We start from the raw sequence: 19,557 nt of genomic DNA, 5'->3' as shown, positions 1-19,557 counted from the left end.
ATGCAAGCGCTGCACGACGAAATCGCGTGCGTCATCGAGCAGCACATCAAGCCGCTCATCAGCAGTGACTACCACGACGAGATCCGCGCCACCGTGCTGATCCGGTTCACCGACAACCCACGCGCCGACATCCTGGTCACCAGCGATGACGACGCCGGCATCCGAGCGATCGTTGAGCGTCGGACGTCGGGCGGGGAGTCCGATGCTGGGCGGGAGGGGAAGTGATGAGCGCGCCGAACATCTTCCCATTCACCGTTCACGCCTACGACGGAGCCTATGTATCCAGCCCTGAACTGGCTCGCCGTCTTTGGCTTCGAGACAGGAAAGAGGTCGCCCCAGGCGTGGGCTGGTACGGGCTAGACCTGACGGTCAAAGGTCCCTCGTCCGTTGATATTCATGTTCGTGACATTGCGGATGCCTTCTCTGGCGGCCTGGGCCAAATCACGTTCGTCTACGAGCCGACGCTTTCCGAAGAGGACATGACAGGGCTGCGCAGCTTGATCCTGAAGAAGCAGCTTGAGTACGCCTATGCGGAGTTCACCCGCCGAGATGCTGCGAAACAAGCTGAGGTCATCGAGTCCATCCGGCGCGAGATGTTCGACGAAGCAACGGAGGCCGTCGAATGACCGCCGCCCGCGTGGCCGTGCTGCGCTGGCCTTCTTTGAAGGAGACGAGATGATCCCGTACGTCGGACTCCCGATCACACCAGCGCCCGTAGCGGTGGCAGCTGTGCAGTGGGGTCATGCGTTCGTCAGTCTTGCGCATCCGGAGCAATTGGATCTGGCGCTCGAAGTCTGCCAGTCCATCGCGCTCGACAACGGCGCTTTCAGTGCGTGGACGAAGGGGAAGCCAATCACCGACTGGCAGCCCTACTACGAATGGATCGCTGCGCTGCATCGTGAGCCGTGCTTCGACTTTGCGGTGATCCCTGATGTCATCGATGGCGATGAGGCGGCGAACGATGCCCTGATCGAGGAATGGCCGTGGCGCGTTCGTGCCCCATGGATCGGCGCACCGGTGTGGCACCTGCATGAGAGCTTGGAGCGGTTGGAGAGGCTCGCGCTGAATTTCCCTCGGATCTGCCTCGGCAGCTCAGGCCAATTCGCCAAAATCGGCACCGGCGCGTGGTGGAACCGAATGGCCGAGGCCTTCAACGTCATCTGCGACAAGGAAGGCCGACCGGTCTGCAAGGTTCACGGACTTCGGATGCTCGATCCGGAGGTCTTCACGCGCTTCCCCTTGGCGAGCGCCGACAGCACGAACATCGGCCGCAACGTCGGGATCGACTCGAACTGGCGGCATGCCTACCCGCTCCCGGACAAGGAATGGCGCGCCCGAGCGATGCGCGCCCGCCTTGAGCCGAACCAGAGTCTGCGCAGGTGGGAACGACAGCCGATCACCCAATCACTCCTGGAGGAAGTTGCATGACAACGACACAACAGCCGGATCCCATGGACATGGCGAGAGCCATAGTGGCCGCCGCGATGCGCGAGTTTGTCGCGCACCATGCCGACACCATCAAGGCCGCCCAGAAGATGCTGGACGACTGGAACCACTGGTACGGCGAGCACGGCGCCAACATGCCGTTGCCGCCCGCCGGTATCGTCAACACACAGGAGGCACTCGAAGCCGCCCAAGCCGCAGTCCTGGCAGACCGGGAGAGGCGCGAGCTCGACGACTTCACTCGCCAGACGCTTCAGCACGCCCTCAACGCAATCGAGGCCGGCCCTGTTGCAGCTTGGGAGCTGAACGTCGAGGCCTTGAAGGACAACATCCGCCGGCTGATCGCCGCCGCACCCTCTAAGGTGGAGGACAGCCATGGCTGATCACCCGCGGGTGACGCTCTCCGTCGGCGAGATCGAGGAGCTGACGCACTACAAGCGCGCGGCCGACCAATTGCGTGAGTTGCACGAGCGCGGCTTCAGCCGGGCCTACGTGCGCGGTGGTGTGGTGGTGCTCGAGCGACCGCACTTCGAGGCGGTGTGCCGCGGTGCGGTCGAAGCTCCACGCTTCAAGGTCAAGCCGCCGATCGTGAAGCCTCGCAAGACGGGCACGAACGGATGAAGGGTCCAGTCAAAGGAACCCAGATCAAGGGGGGCCGGTACTACCGCGTCAAGGCTGATGGACCGAAGCGAGTATGGATCCCGCTTACGCGGGTCAGGGAAGGCCTGCCGGCGCTGTACATGGCGTTGGCGGACTCGCTGGGGCGCGACGCTCGTGACGACGCGATGCCGAAGCTGATCGCGGAGTGGCAGGCTGACGTGATGTCCAAGCACTCTCCGAAAACGCAGGTTGACGAGAAGCGGCGAGCCTTGGTAATCGCCGAGAGCTTCGACGGCGGCAGCGCCGGCCAGATCGAGACGCCCGAGTGCTACGAATTCCTGAAGCCGTTCCAAGTCATGCCGCGCACGCACGATCTCTTCCGGTCGCAGCTGCGCAGCATCTTCCAGCTGGCCGAGCTCAAAGGTTATCGCAAGGCTGGCAGCAATCCCGTGTCGGCCATCCCGACGATGGGCAGCGCGCCGCGCAGACGGTACATCACCGACAGCGAGTTGCGGCGGGTCAAGATCGGCGGCCTGTACGGAGCCAACGGCCGGCGTACGCCAACGGGGATCACCCTCGCCTGCTTCCTGGAGGTCGCGTTCCTCACCGGCGCCGACGTCGGGGTGCTGCTCCGACTGCGCGAGGACCGCGACGCCGAGAACCCGGACGAGCCTCACGTGTGCGCCGACGGGATCTTTGTCCGCCGGGACAAGACCGAGCGGACCTCCCGGCCCGTCATCGTGGAGTGGACGCCACGATTGCGCGCCGTGGTGGCGAAGCTGAAGGCGATCAAGGCCAGCCAGCAGACGAAGAAGCGGGCTGGCCAGCGCGTCGTGACCCCGTTCCTGTTTATCGGTATGGACGGAACACCGTGGACCTATGAGGCGCTGTCCTCGGCCTGGCAGAAGGCGCGCGCGCGCGCCAAGCTGCCGCCGACCATGCTCCGCGACCTCCGGGCCAAGGCCGGGACGGACAAGGAAGAGAAGGACGGGATCACCGGCGCCAACGCGCTGCTGGACCACACGACCGAGCAGCAGACGGCGGACTACATCCGTCGAAAGAAGGCGCGCAGGACTTCGGCGGCGGCCTGAAAAGCTTCTAACGTACCTCTTTAGAAGCCGATGGATAGGCGCTGCAACCGGGACAAATCGTTAGAAGATTCTGCGATTTTGCTCGATGGTTGCTGGATTTCACACCTGCTTTGGGAGCAGAGGGTCGCGAGTTCGAATCCCGCCGCCCCGACCACCCTTCTCGAAAGCCGCAAGGAGTCCTGCTCCTTGCGGCTTTTCCTTTTGGCGCACGCCCTTCATCTGGGCGTCCGCACCTGGCGCGCCGCGCGGTCGATGAACTCCGCCACTTCGCCGGGGTGCGACAGCATCGGCACGTGGCTGGCCGGCAGCGTCAGGGTGCTGGCGTTCAGCCGCTCGACGAACTGGCGTTGCAGCGCCGGGAGGATCATGCGGTCCTCGGTGGCGACGACGTACCAGCTGGGCCGCGTCTTCCACGCGGGTTGGCCCGTGGGCGTGCCGAAGGTCGCGCCATGCGTGGGCGTCTGGACGGCGTGCATCAGGCGCGCCTCGTCGGCGGGCAGGTCCTGCGCGAAGTTCTCGAGCACGCCCTGCACCGTCATGCTCAGGAAGCCGTGGGCGTCCGGCCGGAGTTCAGCCAACCCCGGCGGCGGCGGGAACTCCTTGCCCAGTTCGCCGACCGCTTCGCCCTCGTCCGGCGCGAACGCGGTGACGTAGACGAGCCCCACCACCTTGTCGTCGTTGCCGGCGTTCGTGATCACCGCCCCGCCGTAGGAGTGCCCGACCAGCAGCACCGGGCCGTCCACCAGCGCGAGGGCGCGCAGCGTGGCGGCGACGTCGTCGGCCAGCGAGGTCAACGGCGGCTGGACGGCCGTGACCCGAAGGCCCTGTCCGAGCAGGATGGGAATGATCTTGCGCCAGCTGGAGCCGTCGGCCCAGGCGCCGTGAACCAGCAGGATGTGAGGTGCGCACATGGCGGTGTTCCTTGTTCAGTTGAAGGGGAGTCGGGGAAAAGCTCAGGGACCGCGCGCGATGAACCGGTCCGCTCGCGCGGCCTGGAGGACCAGGTGGTCCTGCTCGACACAGCTTGCCGGCGAGGCGCCGGCGAGCCAGGCATTGGGGCTGGCGAACCAGGAGGCCAGCTCCCAGTCGTCGAAGACGGCCTCCAGCTCGCAGAGCACGCGCGCGCAGCAGGGGCGCACGGCGAGGGCCGGCGCCGCGAACTGGAACGCGGGAATCCACGTCCTGGCCTGCCATTGCACGGTGACGATGGACCGCGACACGATCCACCGCGCGATCTGGGAGATGGGCTGATCAACCGTGGGCCGCAGGCGGCGCTCGAGCTCCTCACTGCAGAGCAGCCCGCCCTGATCGGCAAACGCGTGCCGCATGACGTCGAACTGGGTCTGGCGCAGCAGCTCGTTGCCATACCAGTCCAGGCGCCGCGAGGCGTCCATGATCCGACGCGCAGGCCGCGCGGGCGCCTTGGCGGATACGCCGTCCAGATTGAAGATCGTCATCGGGGCACCTCGCACACGGGCCGTTGGTCATGCCCTACTGTCGAAGTTCCGCGTCACCGGCGAATCCTCCAGAGGGGAGGCGCCGCATTGGCCTTAAGACGGGCTTCGCCCCTGCCCCATCGAGCGATCGCGCCGACCGCGGCTTCACCACGTTTAACCAGAGCCAACGCCGCGATGCGGCGGAAGCAGATACCTTGGCCGGGCCTCACCGACTCCGATGCGGCGATCGAAAGGACCTCCTCATGCGCGCGATCACGCTCCGCTCTCCTGTTCACTTGTCTCCTCCTATTTCTCTTCCTCGTTCTCTTTGTCTTTCAGCGGCACTACTGTTCGGCGCGAGCACCAGCGCCATCGCGGCGCCACCGTCGACCGAGCCGCCCGCGGCCGCTTCTGGCACCACGACTGCAGCCCCCACTGCCACTGCCACTTCTGCTTCGCCGATCGTCGTCCGCCACGACTTCGCCGATGTCGACGGACACCGGGTCTTCTACCGGGAGGCCGGTCCGGCCGACGCGCCGGCGATCCTGCTGCTGCACGGCTTTCCCACCTCGTCGCATCTGTTCAGCGCATTGATCCCCAAGCTCGCGCAGCGCTACCGCGTCATCGCGCCGGACATTCCCGGCTACGGCCTGACGGAAGTGAAGGCGGGCGCCTCGTTCGGCTACACCTTCGACGAGCTGACGCAGGTCATCGCCCGCTTCGCCGAGGTCCGGCAACTCAAGCGCTACGCGCTCTACGTCTTCGACATCGGCGCGCCGATCGGCTGGCGCCTGGCGGTCGCGCACCCGGAACAGATCACGGCGATCGTGTCGCAGAACGGCAATGCCTACGAGGAAGGCCTCAGCCCCGGCTGGGCGCCGATGCGCAAGTACTGGGCCGACCCCTCCCCCGCCAACCGCGAGCCGCTGCGCGGGCTCTTCAAGCGGGAGACGACGAAGTGGCAGTACCTCGAAGGCGTGAAGCCGCCCGACCGCGTCGCGCCCGAGCACTACCTGCTGGACCAGTCCTTCCTCGACCGCCCGGGACAGGAGGACATCCAGCTGGCCGTGCTGTTCGACTACCGCTCCAACCTGAAGCAATACCCGGCCCTGCACGATTATTTCCGCCGCCACCAGCCGCCGCTGCTCGCGATCTGGGGCGCCAACGATCCCTTCTTCCTGCCCGCGGGCGCGAAGGCTTTCCAGAAGGACCTGCCGCGCGCGGAGGTCCATCTGATCGAGGGCGCCGGCCACTTCGCGCTGGTGTCGCATGGCGACGAGGTCGCCCGGCGGATGCTGGACTTCCTCGATCGCCAGGTCCCGCGACCTTCGCCGGGCCCGTCACCGCGCTGAGCCGGATCCGACCCGGGCTGGACGCAGGTTCAGCCCTCGCTCACAGCGACGCGAGGAAGCGCAGCAGGTGACCGAAGTACACGGCCTGGTCGTCCCACATCGCGAGGTGGCTGCCATCCGGGCAGATGGCCGCCTTCGCATGGGGCATCAGCGTCGCCATGCGGCGGATGTCCTCGGGATCCATCGTGTCGTGCCGCGCGCCCAGCAGCAGCGTGCGGGTGTGGATGTCCTTCAGCCGGTCCCACAGCGCCCAGTCCTTCAGGTTGCCGCTGACCTCGAATTCGCTCGGCCCCTGCATCTGCACGTAGATGGCCTTGTTGAGGTGCTTGAAGCTGCGCATCAGCGCGTCCGGCCAGGGATCCAGCCGGCAGATGATCTTCGTGTACAGGTGGTCGAGGATGATCCGCTCGTACTCCGGGTTGTCGAAGTCGCGGGCGGCCTCCAGCGCGTTGAGCCGCGCCAGCAGCGGCGCGGGCAGCAGCGTCTCCTTCAGGTGGTTCACATGCTTCAGGTAGGCCTGCATGCCCGCGACCATGTTGGAGACGACCAGGCCCTTCAGCACCTTCGGATGCTTCAGCGCGTACTCCATCGCCAGCACGCCGCCCCACGAATGGCCGAACAGCACGAACTGCTCCAGGCCCAGCGCGCGACGCACCTCTTCCACTTCCTCCAGGTAGCGCGGCAGGGTCCAGAGCGTCGGATCCTCCGGCTGGTCCGAGTTGTTAACGCCGAGCTGGTCGTAGAAGTAGATCTCGTAACCCGCTTCCGGCAGGAAGGCCGCCATCGCCTCGAGGTACTCGTGCGAGAACGCCGGGCCGCCGTGCAGCAGCAGGACCTTGGTCTTGCCGCTGCCCACGCGTTTGGTCCACACCTTGTACTTGCCGCCGACGACCGGCACCAGCCGCACGCCGGCCGTGCGCACGCCGACGGGATTGATCCCGTCCGGCACGCGGATCGCGATGTCGGACGCGCCCGCCGCGGTCTTGGCTGCGGTCTTGGCCGCGCTCTCGGCCGCGCTCTTGCCCGCGCCTGGGGCCGCGTTCGCGCCGGTCGGCGCGAGCAACGCGCCGGCGGCTGCGGTGGCCGCACCGGCGGCCAGGAAACTTCTTCTGTCAGTCATGGATGTCTTTGCTCCGAGGAAAAGTCCTCCGGGACAAGAGGCGCCGTCGACGCCGGAGGATTCGCGGCCTCGCGGCGACTGTGCGCAGCACGCCCCCGGACACCGTCGCGCCTCACGCCACGGGAGGGTCGGGCCGCGCGTGGGACGCCGCGCCGCCTGCCTGCAGATCGGCCAGTTGCGCCTTCAGCGCCTGCACCTGCGCGCGCAGCGGCGCCATCTGCGCCTCGATCTCGGCTTCGGTGAATCGGCGCGTGATGTGCTGCGGACAGTTCCAGTCCCAGCCCTCGATGCGGATGAGGAAGGCGCGCTCCACGTCCGCCGGATAGCCGGGGACGCTCACCGCGTCGATCGCGGCGTCGCCGTGCCCGCTCGCGCCGGCCTCCACGAGCTCCACGCGTCCCAGCAGCTTGAGCCGGCGCCGACGCGCGTAGTCGACGACGATGATGGAGATGCGGTCGTCCCGGCGCAGGTTGCCCACGCTCAGGTACTGCACGTTGCCGCGGAAGTCGGCGAAGGCGATGGTGCGCGCGTCGATGACCTTCAGGAAGCCCCGGGGTCCGCCGCGATGCTGCACGTAGGGCCAGCCCGTCTCGCTGACGGTGGCCTGGAAGAAGTGATCGGCGTCTTCGATGAACTGCGCCTCGCGCGGCGTCAGCGCGTCGCCGCGGTCCTGCATCGTGTCGAGGAACTCGTACTGGGCGCGGCTCCCCAGCTCGGTCTGCGTCTCGCGCACGCCGGGCGTGAACATGAGGTCTGAATAGGCTCGGCCCATGGCGGTCTCCGGTGATGGCTGGAAGCGCCCCGGATCGGACGACGCCTCGCGATGACGATCTCAGTTCAGCGATGCGAGCTCGAAGCGCGGCGAGCGCGTGAACTCGACGATGCCGAGCTCGGCGGCGATGCTGGCGGCCTCGGTCCGCGTGGACGCGGCGAGCTTGCCGAGGATGGCCTTGACGTGGCTCTTGACGGTGCCCGGCGCGATGCCGAGGTTGGTCGCGATGGACTTGTTGCACTGCCCGCGCGCGAGCAGCTGCAGGACCGTCTCCTCGCGCAGGGTCAACGGCTCGCGCGAGAAATTGGCGGCCACCCGCTGCGCGACTTCGGCGCACACGTAGCTGCGACCGGCCGCGAGCGCATTCACCGCGACCAGCAGCTCCGCTTCGCTGCAGGACGCCAGCAGCACGCCGCCCAGGCCCCGGCGCAGCGCGGACAGCATCGGCTGGTCGCGCGCCTGCGTCGAGACGACCAGCACGCTGGCGGCGCGCAGGGGATCGGCCCGGTCCGCGGACAGCCATCGCATGCCCTGCGCCCAGTCCGTCACCAGCACGTGCGCCGGCAAGCCGGCCAGCTCCTCCCCGCCTTCCTCCCCGCTGCCCGCGAGGTGGAGGTGCGGCGCCCGTTGCAGCGCGGCACGCAGGCCCATCGCGAGGAGCGGCTCCTCGTGATCGATGAGGACTCTCGGCAGACCGGAGGGGAGACGAACCATGACTTGCTCCTGTACGTGCATTGGCACGACTGGCCGTCATGGTCGATCCCGGGCCGATGCGCCGTCGAGTTAGTTCCGGTTAATAACCATGAGGCGTGGCGCTTCCCCCGCATCGATCGCCTCGCCCGCCTCGGCGCGGCGCGCGCCGGAAACAGCCGCGGCGCGGGGCCGGCGGGGCGCCACCGGTTAATCGTGGTGAAACGGGGTGAGAAGCGGCGGCGGCGTCGCGTCGATCGGGCCTGCGACTTCCATACTCGTCTCACCGCAACGTGCTGGAGGTCCTCATGGAACAACGCCCGCCCTTCCCGCCCTTCACCCTCGAGACCGCCCTGCAGAAGGTGCGCGCCGCCGAGGACGGATGGAACTCCCGCGACCCCGCGCGCGTCTCGCTCGCCTACACGGCCGATACCGTGTGGCGCAATCGATCGGAGTTCCCGCGCGGGCGCGATCAGGTCCAGGCCTTCCTCACCGCCAAGTGGCAGCGCGAGCTCGACTACCGGTTGATCAAGGAACTGTGGGCCTTCCACGAGCACCGCATCGCCGTGCGCTTCGCCTACGAATGGCGCGACGTCCACGGCGCCTGGCACCGCAGCTACGGCAACGAGAACTGGGCGTTCGCGCCCGACGGGCTCATGGCGCATCGCCACGCCAGCATCAACGACCTGCCCATCGCAGAAAACGCGCGGCTGTTCCGCTGGGAGCTGGGACGCCGACCCGACGAACACCCCGGCCTGTCGGAGCTCGGACTCTGAACGCGCCGGTCCGCGCCGGTCCCGCCCCCTTTCACCGGAGTGCCGCGATGTCTCTCCCCTCCACCGTGATCGAGCTGTCCCACGCGCTGCCGATCGTCGAAGCGGGGCTTCGACAGATCCTCGGCGCGTGGCCCGAATTCGAATTGCGGCCGTCGTCCCACGACGACGCGCAGGCGAGGTCGCCACACGGGTCGCGGGCGGCGCCGGACCTGCTCGTCCTCGATCACGACCGCGCCCTGCAGCATGCGTCGTCGCCGCCCGGCGCGCCCTCGACGCACGCGCCGGTGCTGATCGTCGCGATGGACGGCCAGGCGCCCGACGTGCGCGCCGCGTTGTCGGCCGGCGTCCGCGGCTACGTGATGGTGGGCTGCGGTCGCGAGGAGATCGTGCGCGCCGTCCGGGCCGTCGCGGCGGGTCGGCGTCATCTGTGCACGGCCGCGTCGCTGCATCTGGCCGACAAGCTCGGGCAGCCGGCGCTGACCCTGCGCGAGGGCGAGGTGCTCGCCCTGGTCCTGCGCGGCCAGAGCAACAAGGGCATGGCGCGCGCGCTCGCGATCTCCGAGGGCACGGTCAAGGCCCACCTGCGCACGCTGTTCTCCAAGCTCGGCGCGCGCTGCCGGACCGAGGCGCTGTGGATCGCCTCCGAACGCGGACTGCTGACGCGACCGACGCCCGCCGACGGCGCACCTGTCCGAATGGGCGAGCGGCCCATGACCGCAAGTGCGTTGGCGCCGCACGTGCTTGTTCCGAGACTGGGGACTCGTCACGCAACCCCATCTTTCCCAGAGGACGCCCCATGCCCATCACCGCCACCGTCAGCCCTGCATCCCGCCTGATCACGCCGACCGACCACACCCTGGTGCTGATCGACTTCCAGGCGCAGATGGCCTTCGCCACGCAGTCCATCGACGGCGTGAGCCTGCGCAACAACGCGGCCATCGCGGCCCGCGCCGCGGCCGGATTCCAGGTCTCGACCATCCTGACCACCGTCGCGGCGCGCAGCTTCTCCGGCCCGATGTTCGACGAGGTCACCGACGCCTTCCCCCGGCACGAGCTCATCGACCGCAGCACCATGAACTGCTGGGAGGACGCCAACGTCATCGCCGCCGTCAACGCCATCGGCAAGCCGCGCGTGGTCCTCGCGGGCCTGTGGACCTCCGTGTGCATCGTCGGGCCGGCGCTGGCCGCGCTCGAACAGGGCTTCGACGTCCACGTGCTCACCGACGCCTGCGGCGACGTCACGTCGGAGGCCCACGAACGCGCCGTCGCCCGCATGGTGCAGGCGGGCGCGCAGCCGATGACCGCGCTGCAGTACCTGCTCGAACTGCAGCGCGACTGGGGCCGCGCCGACACCTACGAGCTGACCACCGGCATCGCCCGCGAACTGGCCGGCGCCTACGGCGTGGGCATCGCCTACGCCACGGCGATGTTCGGCGCCTCCGAAGGCTGAGGCTTACCGGCGCTTTCCCGCCTTTTCTCGCGCTTTCCCGCCCCGCCCCCCGGGGCTCCTTCACCTCGTTCCTCCAACCCCAGAAAGGTATTCCCATGAAGCACTCCGCCTCCGCGTGGGTTCTCGCCTCATCGCTGCTGCTCGCGTTCGCGCCGCACGGCGTGCAGGCCGGTCCCGCCGCCACCCAGGAAGCGACGAACGTCGCCAGCACGGCCGCCGTGAGCTACCGCACGGTGAAGATCGACGGCCTCGACATCTTCTACCGCGAGGCGGGTCCGAAGGACGCGCCCGTGCTGCTGCTGCTGCACGGCTTCCCGACCTCGTCGCAGATGTTCCGCAACCTGATCCCTCGACTGGCCGACCGCTACCGCGTGATCGCGCCGGACTACCCCGGCTACGGCCGCAGCGACATGCCGGCGATGGACAAGTTCCAGTACAGCTTCGACAACCTGGCCAAGGTGGTCGACAAGTTCACCGAGGTCGTCGGCGCGAAGAAGTACGCGATGTACGTGCAGGACTACGGCGCGCCCATCGGCTACCGCCTCGCGGCCGCGCACCCGGATCGCATCACCGCGATCGTGGTCCAGAACGGCAACGCCTACGACGAAGGACTCGACAACGAGTTCTGGGTGCCGGCCAAGGCCTTCTGGGCCGACAAGTCGGTGGCCAACGGCAACAAGCTGCGCGCCCTGTTCGAGCTGCCCGCGACGAAGTGGCAGTACGCCGAGGGCTACCGCGACGCGGCCCACATCAGCCCGGACGCCGCGGCCACGGACCAGTTCTACATGGACCGTCCCGGCAACAAGGACATCCAGCTCGAGATGTTCTACAGCTACGGCAGCAACCCGCCGCTGTACCCGTCGTGGCAGGCCTACTTCCGCAAGCACCAGCCGCCGATGCTGATCGTCTGGGGCAAGGGCGACAAGATCTTCCCGCCCGCCGGCGCGCACCCCTACCTGCGCGACCTGCCCAAGGCGGAGCTGCACCTGCTCGACACCGGCCACTTCGCGCTCGAAGAGGAGAGCGAGAAGATCGCCGGCCTGATGCGCGGCTTCCTGCAGCGCAACGTCAAGTCGTCGAAGTGATCGACCGGGTCGGCGCGGCCGATCCGATCGCCAGGACCGGCACCGTCGGCGGCGTCGGCACTGTCGGCACTGTCGGCACTGTCGACGGGTTCTCCGGGCCGCCGAGCGCGCCCAGCAGCCCGGCGGCCCCGCGCAGATCCCGCGTCTCGAATCCTTCGGTGAATTCGTCGATCACGGACTGCAGCAGCCGGCGCGCGTCCGCGATCCTGCCGCGATCCCGCCACAGCCTCGCGAGATCGCAGGCCGCGCGCAGGCGCCAGGCCAGCGCGCCCGACGCGCTCGCGAGGGCCAGGGACTCGACCAGCAGGGCCTCGGCGACGTCGACGCGGCCTTGGGCCGACGCGATGCCGGCCTGCACGCGGACCACCTCGGGCAGGCACCAGCCCTCGTTCTGCGACGACGCGATCGCGCGCGCCGCGGTGATCGTCGCCTCCGCCTCCTCCAGCCGCCCTCGATCGCGCTGGGCCCCGGCCAGCACGGCGAGGTAATACGGCATGCGCGCCAGATGGTTGACGTTGCGGAAATCCTCGATGGCCGCCTCGATCGCCGCCACCGGGTCGACGTCCGGGTCGCCCCGCACAAGCAGCAGCGCCGCGCGGAAGAAGCGCGCCACCGGACGCCGGGCCACCAGCCCGTGCCGTGCGACGTGTTCCTCCAGCAGGGCCACGACGCGGTCGCAGTGCTCGTACTGCCCGCTCCAGAAGTACACGGGGCAGACGTAGGACAGCACGTTGTTCAGCGAGAGTTCGTGCCCCAGCGCCCGCGCGTTGTCGAGCGCGATCCCGGCCATGCGCATCGCCGTGTCGGCGGCGCCGCCCAGCCAGTGGACGTGGCTCAGCACGCTGCGCACCAGGATGACGGGATCGGACAGGTAGCGCACGCCGTAGGAACCGAAGTAGCGCAGGTCCCGGCGCTCCAGGCTCTCCAGCCGGCGCCGGGCGTCGGCGAGGCGACCGAGGAAGAGTTCGCCGATGCCGACGTGGGTCTCGCCCTCGGGCAGCACGGACGGATCGCTCCGCCCGGCGACCGTCGTGAACCGCTCCAGCGTGCCCAATCCCGCCTCGTGATCCCCGGTGAACAGCTGGTGGATGCCGATCATCATGAGGCAGCGCAGGTGGTAGTCCTCGTCGCCGATCTCCCGCGCGATCGCCAGCGCGCGCTGGGAGGCGGCCATGGCCTGCGGATGCAGGCCGCGCGTGAACATGGTGGAGCCGCCCAGCCACAGCTTGAGCTTCATCTCGTGCGCGCTGCCCGTCATGCCCGCCGCGTCCAGGGCCTCGACCGCGCGCGAGGCGTGCACGCGGCTCTCCGCGGTGAGGGAGAAGTGATTCCAGAGCAGCAGGCCGGCGACCGTCAGCCGGATGTGCAGCGACCGGTGGGCCTCGTCCGTGACCAGCCAGGCCAGGGCGCCTCGCAGGTCGTCGATGAAGCGGCCGTAGACCGCGGCCCATTCGTCGGCCGGCCGCTTGGCCCACTCGGCGCCGGCGCGCTCGAGCGTCGCGCAGAGGTGGCGCGCATGGCGCCCGCGGACCTCCCGTTCCTGCGCGGCGGCGCGCAGGCGGTCGACGCAATAGGTCCGCGTCGTCTCGAGCAGCCGGTAGGCCGCGCCGGACGCGTCCAGGTCCGTCGCCAGCAGCGACTTCGCGGCGAGCTGCGACAGCCCCTCCGCGGCCTCGGCGCGAGGCAGGTCCGCGACGGCCGCCGCGCCCTCGCTGTCGAAGGCGCCCGCGAACACCGAGACCGCCCGCAGCAGCGCGGCCTCCTCGTCCGACAGCAGCCCGTAGCTCCAGTCGAGCGTCGCGGTCAGCGTGCGCTGCCGCTCCGGGCCGGCGCGCCGTCCCCGCAGCAACCGGAACCGGTCGTCGAGCTGCTGCAGCAGGCCGTTGATGCCGAACGCGTCCACACGCGTCGCGGCGAATTCGATCGCCAGCGCCAGACCGTCGAGCCGGCGGCAGATCTCGGCGACCTTCGGCGCGTCGCCGTCGCTGAGCTCGAACGCGTCCACGCGCTCGGTCGCCCGCTCCACGAAGAGCTGGATGGCGGGGAACGCGAGCGACTGCGCCGCGTCCAGCGTGACGGACGCGGCCGGCGCCGCCAGGCCGGGCAGCCGGCGCACGCGCTCGCCCTTCACCAGCAGCGGCTCGCGGCTCGTGGCCAGGACCTTCACGCCGGCCGCCTCCGCGAGGAGGCGGTTCACGCACGCGGCGACCGCGTCGATGAGGTGCTCGCAGTTGTCGATGACGAGCAGCAGCGACTGGTCGCGCAGGGACTCGCACAGCGGCGCCAGCATGTCCGACGAATGTGCCGTCAGGCCGATCGCCGACGCCACGGCGTTGGGCACCAGGGCGCCGTCCTTGAGCAGCGCCAGATCGATCAGCCAGACGCCTTGCGCGAAGGACCCGAGTTCGAGCTCGGCCGCCGCGAGCGCGACCGTGGTCTTGCCGATGCCGCCCGCGCCCACCAGCGACACCAGGCGGGACCGCGCGAGGTCGCGCCGAAGCGCGGCGATGGTCTCGGTCCTGCCGAAGACCCGGGTGCCACGGGTCGGCAGGTTGTCACGCCGAGCGCCCGGACCCGGACCCGGACCTGGGCCTGGGCCTGGGCCTGGGGGTCCCGACGGACTGTCCGGCGTCACCGCCCGCACGGGAGCGACGAAGCGGTAGCCGCGACCGGTCACGGTGGCGATGTACGGGCCGGGGGGCGTTCCGGCGTCCGGTCCGAGGGTCGGTCCGAAGTTCAGTCCGAGGTTCGATCCGGTGTTCGGCCCTTCCCCCAGCGCCCGCCGCAACGCTGCCATGTTGACCTTCAGGTTGCCGTCGTCCACGACCGTGTCGGGCCAGACCTGCTCGATCAGCTCCCGCTTGCCGACGAGGTCGCCTGCGCGCGACACCAGCAGCGTCAGGATCTCCAGCGCGCGACCGCCGATGCGCACGGGCACGCCGTCCCGCAGCAGCAGCTGACGCTCGGGCAGCAGCACGAACGGGCCGAACGCCAGATGCCGCGCGCGCGGCGTGTCGGGGTCGCGGTTCATGCCTCCTCCGGACCGGGGGCATCCCCGGGCTGCAGGTCGGCGAGCACCTGCGCGGCGGCGACATGGTCCCGCGTGCCCGAGCCTTCGCTGAAGCGGGCCAGGACCGCCCGGAGCAGGCGCAGCGCCTCCGCCCCGCGCGACCCCGTCCGCCACAGCCGCGCGAGGTCGCAGGCGGCCCGCAGTTCCCAGCTCAGCGCGCCGATGGCGGTCGACAGGTCGAGGGCGCGGCGCAGCAGCACCTCGGCGTCGTCATGCCGCCCCTGGGCGGCCAGGAGGCCGGCATGGATGCGCCGGATCTCCGGCAGGCACCATTGATCGTTCTGGTCCAGGGCCAGCGCTTCGGCTTCATGGATCGCCCCCTCGGCTTCCTGGAAGCGCGCGCGTCGGCCGAGCGCCTCCGCCAGCACGGCGATGTAGAACGGCAGACGCGACAGGTGCCCGATCTGGCGGCACTCGTCGATCGCCTGCCGCATCGCGGCGATGCCGTTGGTGGCGTCGCCGTTGCCGCCGTTGCCGGCGCTGTCGATGTCGCTGTGGCTGTGGCTGTCGCTTCGGGCCGCCACGGCCCCGCGGCAGAAGGTGGCGATGGGTCGCCAGGTCACGATGCCGTGCCGTTCGACGAGTTCGTCGAGCATGGCCGCGTGGCGGGCGCACTCGTCGTCCCGGCCGATCCAGAAGTAGACGAGGCTGTTCCAGGCGAGCCCGATGCTGAGCGACAGCTCATGCGTCGACTGGCGTCCGTAGACGAGGATCTTCGCGGCCGTGCGGGCCGCCGCGTCGACCTGTCCGGTCAACCACTGCGCATGGCACAGCACGACCAGCATGTTGACGCTGTTGCTGTACTGGAAGCGGGCGAAGCGCGCATCGTTGAAGTCCGGCGAGTTCTGCGCGCAGAGACGCTCCATGCGCCGACGGGCCTCGCCCAGGCGGCCGACGAAGGTCTCGCCCACGGCCAGATGCGTCTCGCCTTCGGCGAGCGCGGACGGGTCTTCCGCGCTGGCGATCGACAGGAAGGTCTCGAGCGTGCGCAGGGCCGCGTCGTTCTCGCCGAAGAAGAGCTCGAAGGTCCCGAGCAGACGCAGGCAGCGCAGGCGGAAGTCCGTGTCGCCCAGGCGCTCCGAGATCTCCAGCGCGCGGCCGATGGCCAGACGCGCTTCGGGCTTGATCCCGCGCGTGTACAGGATCGCGCCGGCGAGCGCGAACTGCAGGTGCATCTCCACCGGCGAAGCGTCGTCGGCATCGGCATCGGCGTCCCCGCTCGCCGCCCTCGCGGCGGAGCGCCTGGCGATCCCGTGGCCGAGATGGATGCGGCTCTCGTCGGTCAGCGAGAAATGGTTCCACAGCAAGATCCCGGCGGAGGTCAGCCGGATCATCAGCGCGTGGTGCGCGGGCTCGGCATCGGTCCAGGCGAGCGCGGCGCGCAGGTCGTCGAGGTAGGGTCCGTAGGTGTCGCCCCAATCGCGCGACAGTTGCCGTCCCCACTCGGCCGCCGCCCGTTCCAGCGTGTCGCAGACGTACTGCGCATGTCGCCGCCGGGCCGCCGGCTCCTCGCCGGCCTCGCCGAGCTTCTCGACACCGTAGACCCGCGTGGTGTCCAGCAGGCGGTAGACGGTGCCCGCCGCGGCTTCAGATCCGGATTCGGCTTCGGTTCCCGCACCCGCGCCCGCACCAGGACCGGCACCGGGCTCGACCGACAACAAGGACTTCGACGCAAGCTCCGCCAGCAGCGGGGCCGCGACGTCGGCGCCCGTGCCGGCCACGGCCGCAGCGCCCTCGAGCCGGAAGCTCCCGCCGAACACGGACACGGCGCGCAACAGCCGGGCTTCGTCCTGGCCGAGCAGGCCGTAGCTCCAGTCCAGCGTGGCGGCCAGCGTGCGATGCCGCTCGTGTCCGGCGCGCCGGCCGGCGAGCACACTCAACCGGCCGTCCAACTGCTTCTGGAGGTCCTTCACGCCGAAGGCGTCGACGCGCATGGCCGCCAGCTCGATGGCGAGCGCGATGCCGTCGAGGCTGCGGCAGATGGCGGCGACGGTCGCGGCGTCGGCGTCGTCGAAGACGAAGCTGTCCAGCCGGTCGCCGGCGCGATCGACGAACAGCCGCACCGCGGGGAAGGTCAAGGCCAGCGCGGCCGTCAACGCGGCCGATCGCGGTGGCGAGGCCAGCCCCTCCAGCCGGTGTTCCAGTTCGTCGTCGAGCTGGAAGGCGCAGCGGCTGGTCGCCAGGATGTGCACGCCGGAGGTCTCGCGCAGCAGTTCCTCCACGCAGGCGGCGACGGCCGTCACGAGGTGCTCGCAGTTGTCCAGCACCAGCAGCGCCCGGCCATGGCGCAGGGCGCGGCACAAGGCGCCCAGCACGTTGGCCGAGTGCACGGCCAGGCCGGTCGCGGCCGCGATGGCGTGCGGGACCCGCGACGCATCGCGCAAGGGCGCGATGTCGACGAACCAGACGCCGTCGGGGAAGGCCTCGTCCGCCCGCTCGGCGACGGCCAGCGCCACGGTCGTCTTGCCGATGCCGCCGGGACCGACGATGGTGATCAGCCGGGCATGCGCCACCTGCCGCAGCAACTGGTCGACGACCGCCTCGCGCCCGACCACGCGAGGGATCGTGGCCGGCAGGTGGGTCCGGGGCCTGGCCCTGGCGGGGAAGTCGAACAGCCTGGCCGAGGCGGCGGTCGGGCGCCCTTCCCCTGAGTCGCTCATGTCGATGGGTCTTCCGCCTGGAACGCGGCAAGGCGCCGCCATGCGTCGTCCCACTCGCCGAGCGCGGTCAACTGCTCGATCGCGAAGGCGCGGGTCAGCGGGGTCTGGCGATACTGCATCTCGCCGTCCCGCACTTCGGCCACCAGCAGCGACTTCGCGACCAGTTGCCCGACGTCCTCGACCACGGCCGCGTGCGTGATCGCCTCGCCCGCGCCCGCCGCGGCGCCTCCAGAGGCACCACCTTTCGCAACGCCTTCCGCAGCGCCTTCAACGGCACCCTTCGCAGCACCCTTCGCAGCACCTTCCGCAGCACCTTCCGCAGCACCTTCCGCAGCACCTTGGGCCACGCTTTGAACCGGCTCGTTGGCCCCGCCGACCCGGCAGGCGGCGGTCAGGCTGAACGGCCCGTCGAACACCGCCAGCCGTCGCAGCACCGTCTGCTCGCTCGCGGACAGGAGGTCATAGCTCGAGGCCACCGTCGCCGTCAACGTGCGGTGCCGCTCGGGCCCTTCGTGGTGGCCGTCGAACATGTGGAAGCGCCGCGCCAGATGGTCCAGCGTGCCGGCGATGCCCAGCGCGCCGACGCGGCGCGCGACGCGCTCGATGGCCAGCGCGTGGCCCTCCAGCCGTCGGCAGATGGCGACCACCTCCTCGGCATTGGCGTCATCGAGATGGAACGCGCGCTGCGGCTCGCTCGCCCGCTGGACGAAGAGCTGCACCGCGGCAAAGCCGATCGCGTCCTCGGCGCGAAGACGGTCCCGTCCCGATGACGATGACGGGAACGAGGACGGGGACAAGGTCGACGTCGACACGGACGTCGACATCAACGTCGAGGTCGAGGTCGAGGTCGAGGTCGAGGTCGAGCTCGAGCTCGAGGTCAACGATGCAGGCGGAGGGGGCAGCGCCAGGCCGGACAGGCGCCGGACGAGCTCTCCACGGATGCACAGCGGCTCGCGGCTGGTGGCGAGCAGCTTCACCTGCCGGGTGCCGGCCAGCAGCCGGTCGGCGCAACTGGCGACGGCGCCGATCAGGTGCTCACAGTTGTCCAGGACCAGCAGGACCTCGTGATCCCGCTCCGGCCCGGCCCTGGCCTGCGCCGGCGGCGACGACGGCGGACCCGCGCTCTCGCGCAGGGCCTCGGCGATCGCGCCCGCCACCCGGGCCGGGTCCGTCAGCCGCGCCAGGTCGACGAACCAGGCGCCGTCCCGGAAGTCGCCGGCGCCTCGATCCGCGGCCGCCAGCGCCACGGTGGTCTTGCCGATGCCGCCGGGCCCGACGATGGACACCAGCCGCGAGTCCCGCAGGTCGCGCAGCACGGCGGCGATGGTGTCGTCCCGGCCGCAGGGCGGGCTCCGCAACGGCGGGAGCTTGCCCGTGCGCGCGGGCGGCCCGGGGCGTCCAGGCGAGGAGGACGGCCAGGAGGACGGCCAAGAGGACGGCGACGATGGAGGCGACGCGCGGTGCGACAGGCAGCGCACCTCCGCGACGAAGCGGTAGCCCGTGCCGACCACGGTCTCGATGTAGCGCGCCGGATCGGCGCCGGCGCCCAGCAGCCGCCGGAGCGCGGAGATGTTGACCTTGAGGTTGCCCTCCTCCACGACCAGTCCGGGCCAGACCCGGGCGATCAGCTCGCGCTTGGAGACGACCTCGCCCGGGCGTTCCACCAGCGCCGTCAGCAGGTCCAGGGCGCGACCGCCGACGCGCAGCGCCTCCTGGTTCTCCAGGAGCTGCTGCCGCTCGGGGATCAGGAGGAACGGTCCGAACGCGAAGGCATTGGCCGCCTCGGAAATCAGCGCCGTCAAGGTCACTCCCAGGGAAAACTGCGAACGTAGCGGTGTACCTGCTCGGCGCGCGGCGCTCAAGTAAATTGCGGTTAATGGCCGGTCCGGGCGGCCTGTTGCATGCGCCCCCCCCGGCGGACCACCAGCGATGGCCCGGTCGACACCGCCGAAGCGCTCGACGGCCCAGTCCGGGCACGGTGCCCCCGGGGACGGGGTCACTCGTTGCCTCGC

At 69.9% G+C, this 19,557-nt stretch carries 19 protein-coding genes; 11 read left to right on the top strand and 8 right to left on the bottom strand.

All coding sequences use genetic code 11. The features are described from left to right. The 6 genes from AC07O8_RS19275 (at position 1) to AC07O8_RS19250 (ending at position 3,134) form a co-directional block, all read left to right on the top strand. The gene (locus AC07O8_RS19275; protein ID WP_495049574.1) at positions 1 to 225 is read left to right on the top strand and encodes a hypothetical protein; all 225 of its coding nucleotides are present in this window, start codon (positions 1 to 3) and stop codon (positions 223 to 225) included. Then, positions 225 to 626, top strand: coding sequence for a hypothetical protein (locus tag AC07O8_RS19270; RefSeq protein ID WP_495049573.1), 402 nt, complete (start codon positions 225 to 227; stop codon positions 624 to 626). The genes AC07O8_RS19275 and AC07O8_RS19270 overlap by 1 nt, the downstream gene beginning before the upstream one ends. 49 nt (positions 627 to 675) lie before the next feature. Continuing rightward, positions 676 to 1,428 carry a hypothetical protein gene (locus AC07O8_RS19265; protein ID WP_495049572.1) on the top strand — a complete coding sequence of 251 codons (753 nt, stop codon included), beginning with the start codon at positions 676 to 678 and terminating at the stop codon, positions 1,426 to 1,428. Then, on the top strand, positions 1,425 to 1,826 hold the full coding sequence (locus AC07O8_RS19260) for a hypothetical protein (RefSeq protein WP_495049571.1): 402 nt from the start codon (positions 1,425 to 1,427) through the stop codon (positions 1,824 to 1,826). Before AC07O8_RS19265 ends, AC07O8_RS19260 begins: the two co-directional genes overlap by 4 nt. Further along, the gene (locus tag AC07O8_RS19255) at positions 1,819 to 2,064 is read left to right on the top strand and encodes a DUF4224 domain-containing protein (protein WP_495049570.1); all 246 of its coding nucleotides are present in this window, start codon (positions 1,819 to 1,821) and stop codon (positions 2,062 to 2,064) included. The genes AC07O8_RS19260 and AC07O8_RS19255 overlap by 8 nt, the downstream gene beginning before the upstream one ends. 164 nt (positions 2,065 to 2,228) lie before the next feature. Next, positions 2,229 to 3,134, top strand: coding sequence for a site-specific integrase (locus tag AC07O8_RS19250; protein WP_495049569.1), 906 nt, complete (start codon positions 2,229 to 2,231; stop codon positions 3,132 to 3,134). Between the two features lie 215 nt (positions 3,135 to 3,349). On the opposite strand, the gene AC07O8_RS19245 is transcribed toward AC07O8_RS19250, so the two are convergent. Next, positions 3,350 to 4,045: an alpha/beta fold hydrolase gene (locus AC07O8_RS19245; protein ID WP_495049568.1), complete on the bottom strand. Its 696-nt coding sequence runs from the start codon at positions 4,043 to 4,045 to the stop codon at positions 3,350 to 3,352. 42 nt (positions 4,046 to 4,087) lie between these two features. Then, complete coding sequence (locus tag AC07O8_RS19240; protein ID WP_495049567.1) at positions 4,088 to 4,591, bottom strand: hypothetical protein; 504 nt, start codon at positions 4,589 to 4,591, stop codon at positions 4,088 to 4,090. Positions 4,592 to 4,833: 242 nt separating this feature from the next. Here AC07O8_RS19240 and AC07O8_RS19235 point away from each other — a divergent pair, with 242 nt between their 5' ends. After that, a complete protein-coding gene (locus AC07O8_RS19235; RefSeq protein ID WP_495049566.1) occupies positions 4,834 to 5,922 on the top strand; it encodes an alpha/beta fold hydrolase in 1,089 nt (362 codons plus the stop codon). Between the two features lie 40 nt (positions 5,923 to 5,962). Here AC07O8_RS19235 and AC07O8_RS19230 read toward each other — a convergent pair whose 3' ends face one another. The 3 genes from AC07O8_RS19230 to AC07O8_RS19220 form a co-directional block, all read right to left on the bottom strand. After that, the gene (locus AC07O8_RS19230) at positions 5,963 to 7,042 is read right to left on the bottom strand and encodes a proline iminopeptidase-family hydrolase (protein WP_495049565.1); all 1,080 of its coding nucleotides are present in this window, start codon (positions 7,040 to 7,042) and stop codon (positions 5,963 to 5,965) included. 112 nt (positions 7,043 to 7,154) lie between these two features. Beyond that, a complete protein-coding gene (locus tag AC07O8_RS19225; RefSeq protein ID WP_495049564.1) occupies positions 7,155 to 7,814 on the bottom strand; it encodes a pyridoxamine 5'-phosphate oxidase family protein in 660 nt (219 codons plus the stop codon). Positions 7,815 to 7,874: 60 nt separating this feature from the next. Next, positions 7,875 to 8,528, bottom strand: coding sequence for a response regulator transcription factor (locus AC07O8_RS19220; protein ID WP_495049563.1), 654 nt, complete (start codon positions 8,526 to 8,528; stop codon positions 7,875 to 7,877). A 284-nt stretch (positions 8,529 to 8,812) separates the two neighbouring features. On the opposite strand from AC07O8_RS19220, the gene AC07O8_RS19215 reads away from it, so the two are divergent. From AC07O8_RS19215 to AC07O8_RS19200, 4 genes are all read left to right on the top strand, one after another. Further along, the gene (locus AC07O8_RS19215; RefSeq protein WP_495049562.1) at positions 8,813 to 9,280 is read left to right on the top strand and encodes a nuclear transport factor 2 family protein; all 468 of its coding nucleotides are present in this window, start codon (positions 8,813 to 8,815) and stop codon (positions 9,278 to 9,280) included. Positions 9,281 to 9,327: 47 nt separating this feature from the next. After that, entirely contained in the window at positions 9,328 to 10,116 is a 789-nt protein-coding gene (locus AC07O8_RS19210; RefSeq protein WP_495049561.1) for a LuxR C-terminal-related transcriptional regulator, read from the top strand. Further along, a complete protein-coding gene (locus tag AC07O8_RS19205) occupies positions 10,077 to 10,730 on the top strand; it encodes an isochorismatase family protein (protein WP_495049560.1) in 654 nt (217 codons plus the stop codon). The genes AC07O8_RS19210 and AC07O8_RS19205 overlap by 40 nt, the downstream gene beginning before the upstream one ends. Before the next feature lie 95 nt (positions 10,731 to 10,825). Beyond that, a complete protein-coding gene (locus tag AC07O8_RS19200) occupies positions 10,826 to 11,815 on the top strand; it encodes an alpha/beta fold hydrolase (protein WP_495049559.1) in 990 nt (329 codons plus the stop codon). On the opposite strand, the gene AC07O8_RS19195 is transcribed toward AC07O8_RS19200, so the two are convergent. The 3 genes from AC07O8_RS19195 to AC07O8_RS19185 are packed head-to-tail and all read right to left on the bottom strand — an operon-like array spanning position 11,799 to position 19,347. Further along, entirely contained in the window at positions 11,799 to 14,846 is a 3,048-nt protein-coding gene (locus tag AC07O8_RS19195) for an ATP-binding protein (RefSeq protein ID WP_495049558.1), read from the bottom strand. The two genes, AC07O8_RS19200 and AC07O8_RS19195, sit on opposite strands and share 17 nt — an antisense overlap. Next, positions 14,843 to 17,545, bottom strand: coding sequence for an ATP-binding protein (locus AC07O8_RS19190; RefSeq protein WP_495049557.1), 2,703 nt, complete (start codon positions 17,543 to 17,545; stop codon positions 14,843 to 14,845). The genes AC07O8_RS19195 and AC07O8_RS19190 overlap by 4 nt, the downstream gene beginning before the upstream one ends. Next, positions 17,542 to 19,347 carry an ATP-binding protein gene (locus tag AC07O8_RS19185; protein ID WP_495049556.1) on the bottom strand — a complete coding sequence of 602 codons (1,806 nt, stop codon included), beginning with the start codon at positions 19,345 to 19,347 and terminating at the stop codon, positions 17,542 to 17,544. The genes AC07O8_RS19190 and AC07O8_RS19185 overlap by 4 nt, the downstream gene beginning before the upstream one ends. Positions 19,348 to 19,557 lie beyond the last annotated feature (210 nt).

It is taken from the genome of Roseateles sp. GW821-FHT09G09, assembly GCF_059415965.1.
Note: the sequence above shows the minus strand (reverse complement) of the source record. Positions and strands in the feature narration are given on the sequence as shown.

Coding starts and splice junctions, on each gene's coding strand:
- AC07O8_RS19275 (WP_495049574.1), top strand. CDS start 1: ATGCAAGCGCTGCACGACGAAATCGCGTGCGTCATCGAGCAGCACATC.
- AC07O8_RS19270 (WP_495049573.1), top strand. CDS start 225: ATGAGCGCGCCGAACATCTTCCCATTCACCGTTCACGCCTACGACGGA.
- AC07O8_RS19265 (WP_495049572.1), top strand. CDS start 676: ATGATCCCGTACGTCGGACTCCCGATCACACCAGCGCCCGTAGCGGTG.
- AC07O8_RS19260 (WP_495049571.1), top strand. CDS start 1,425: ATGACAACGACACAACAGCCGGATCCCATGGACATGGCGAGAGCCATA.
- AC07O8_RS19255 (WP_495049570.1), top strand. CDS start 1,819: ATGGCTGATCACCCGCGGGTGACGCTCTCCGTCGGCGAGATCGAGGAG.
- AC07O8_RS19250 (WP_495049569.1), top strand. CDS start 2,229: ATGCCGAAGCTGATCGCGGAGTGGCAGGCTGACGTGATGTCCAAGCAC.
- AC07O8_RS19245 (WP_495049568.1), bottom strand. CDS start 4,045: ATGTGCGCACCTCACATCCTGCTGGTTCACGGCGCCTGGGCCGACGGC.
- AC07O8_RS19240 (WP_495049567.1), bottom strand. CDS start 4,591: ATGACGATCTTCAATCTGGACGGCGTATCCGCCAAGGCGCCCGCGCGG.
- AC07O8_RS19235 (WP_495049566.1), top strand. CDS start 4,834: ATGCGCGCGATCACGCTCCGCTCTCCTGTTCACTTGTCTCCTCCTATT.
- AC07O8_RS19230 (WP_495049565.1), bottom strand. CDS start 7,042: ATGACTGACAGAAGAAGTTTCCTGGCCGCCGGTGCGGCCACCGCAGCC.
- AC07O8_RS19225 (WP_495049564.1), bottom strand. CDS start 7,814: ATGGGCCGAGCCTATTCAGACCTCATGTTCACGCCCGGCGTGCGCGAG.
- AC07O8_RS19220 (WP_495049563.1), bottom strand. CDS start 8,528: ATGGTTCGTCTCCCCTCCGGTCTGCCGAGAGTCCTCATCGATCACGAG.
- AC07O8_RS19215 (WP_495049562.1), top strand. CDS start 8,813: ATGGAACAACGCCCGCCCTTCCCGCCCTTCACCCTCGAGACCGCCCTG.
- AC07O8_RS19210 (WP_495049561.1), top strand. CDS start 9,328: ATGTCTCTCCCCTCCACCGTGATCGAGCTGTCCCACGCGCTGCCGATC.
- AC07O8_RS19205 (WP_495049560.1), top strand. CDS start 10,077: ATGCCCATCACCGCCACCGTCAGCCCTGCATCCCGCCTGATCACGCCG.
- AC07O8_RS19200 (WP_495049559.1), top strand. CDS start 10,826: ATGAAGCACTCCGCCTCCGCGTGGGTTCTCGCCTCATCGCTGCTGCTC.
- AC07O8_RS19195 (WP_495049558.1), bottom strand. CDS start 14,846: ATGAACCGCGACCCCGACACGCCGCGCGCGCGGCATCTGGCGTTCGGC.
- AC07O8_RS19190 (WP_495049557.1), bottom strand. CDS start 17,545: ATGAGCGACTCAGGGGAAGGGCGCCCGACCGCCGCCTCGGCCAGGCTG.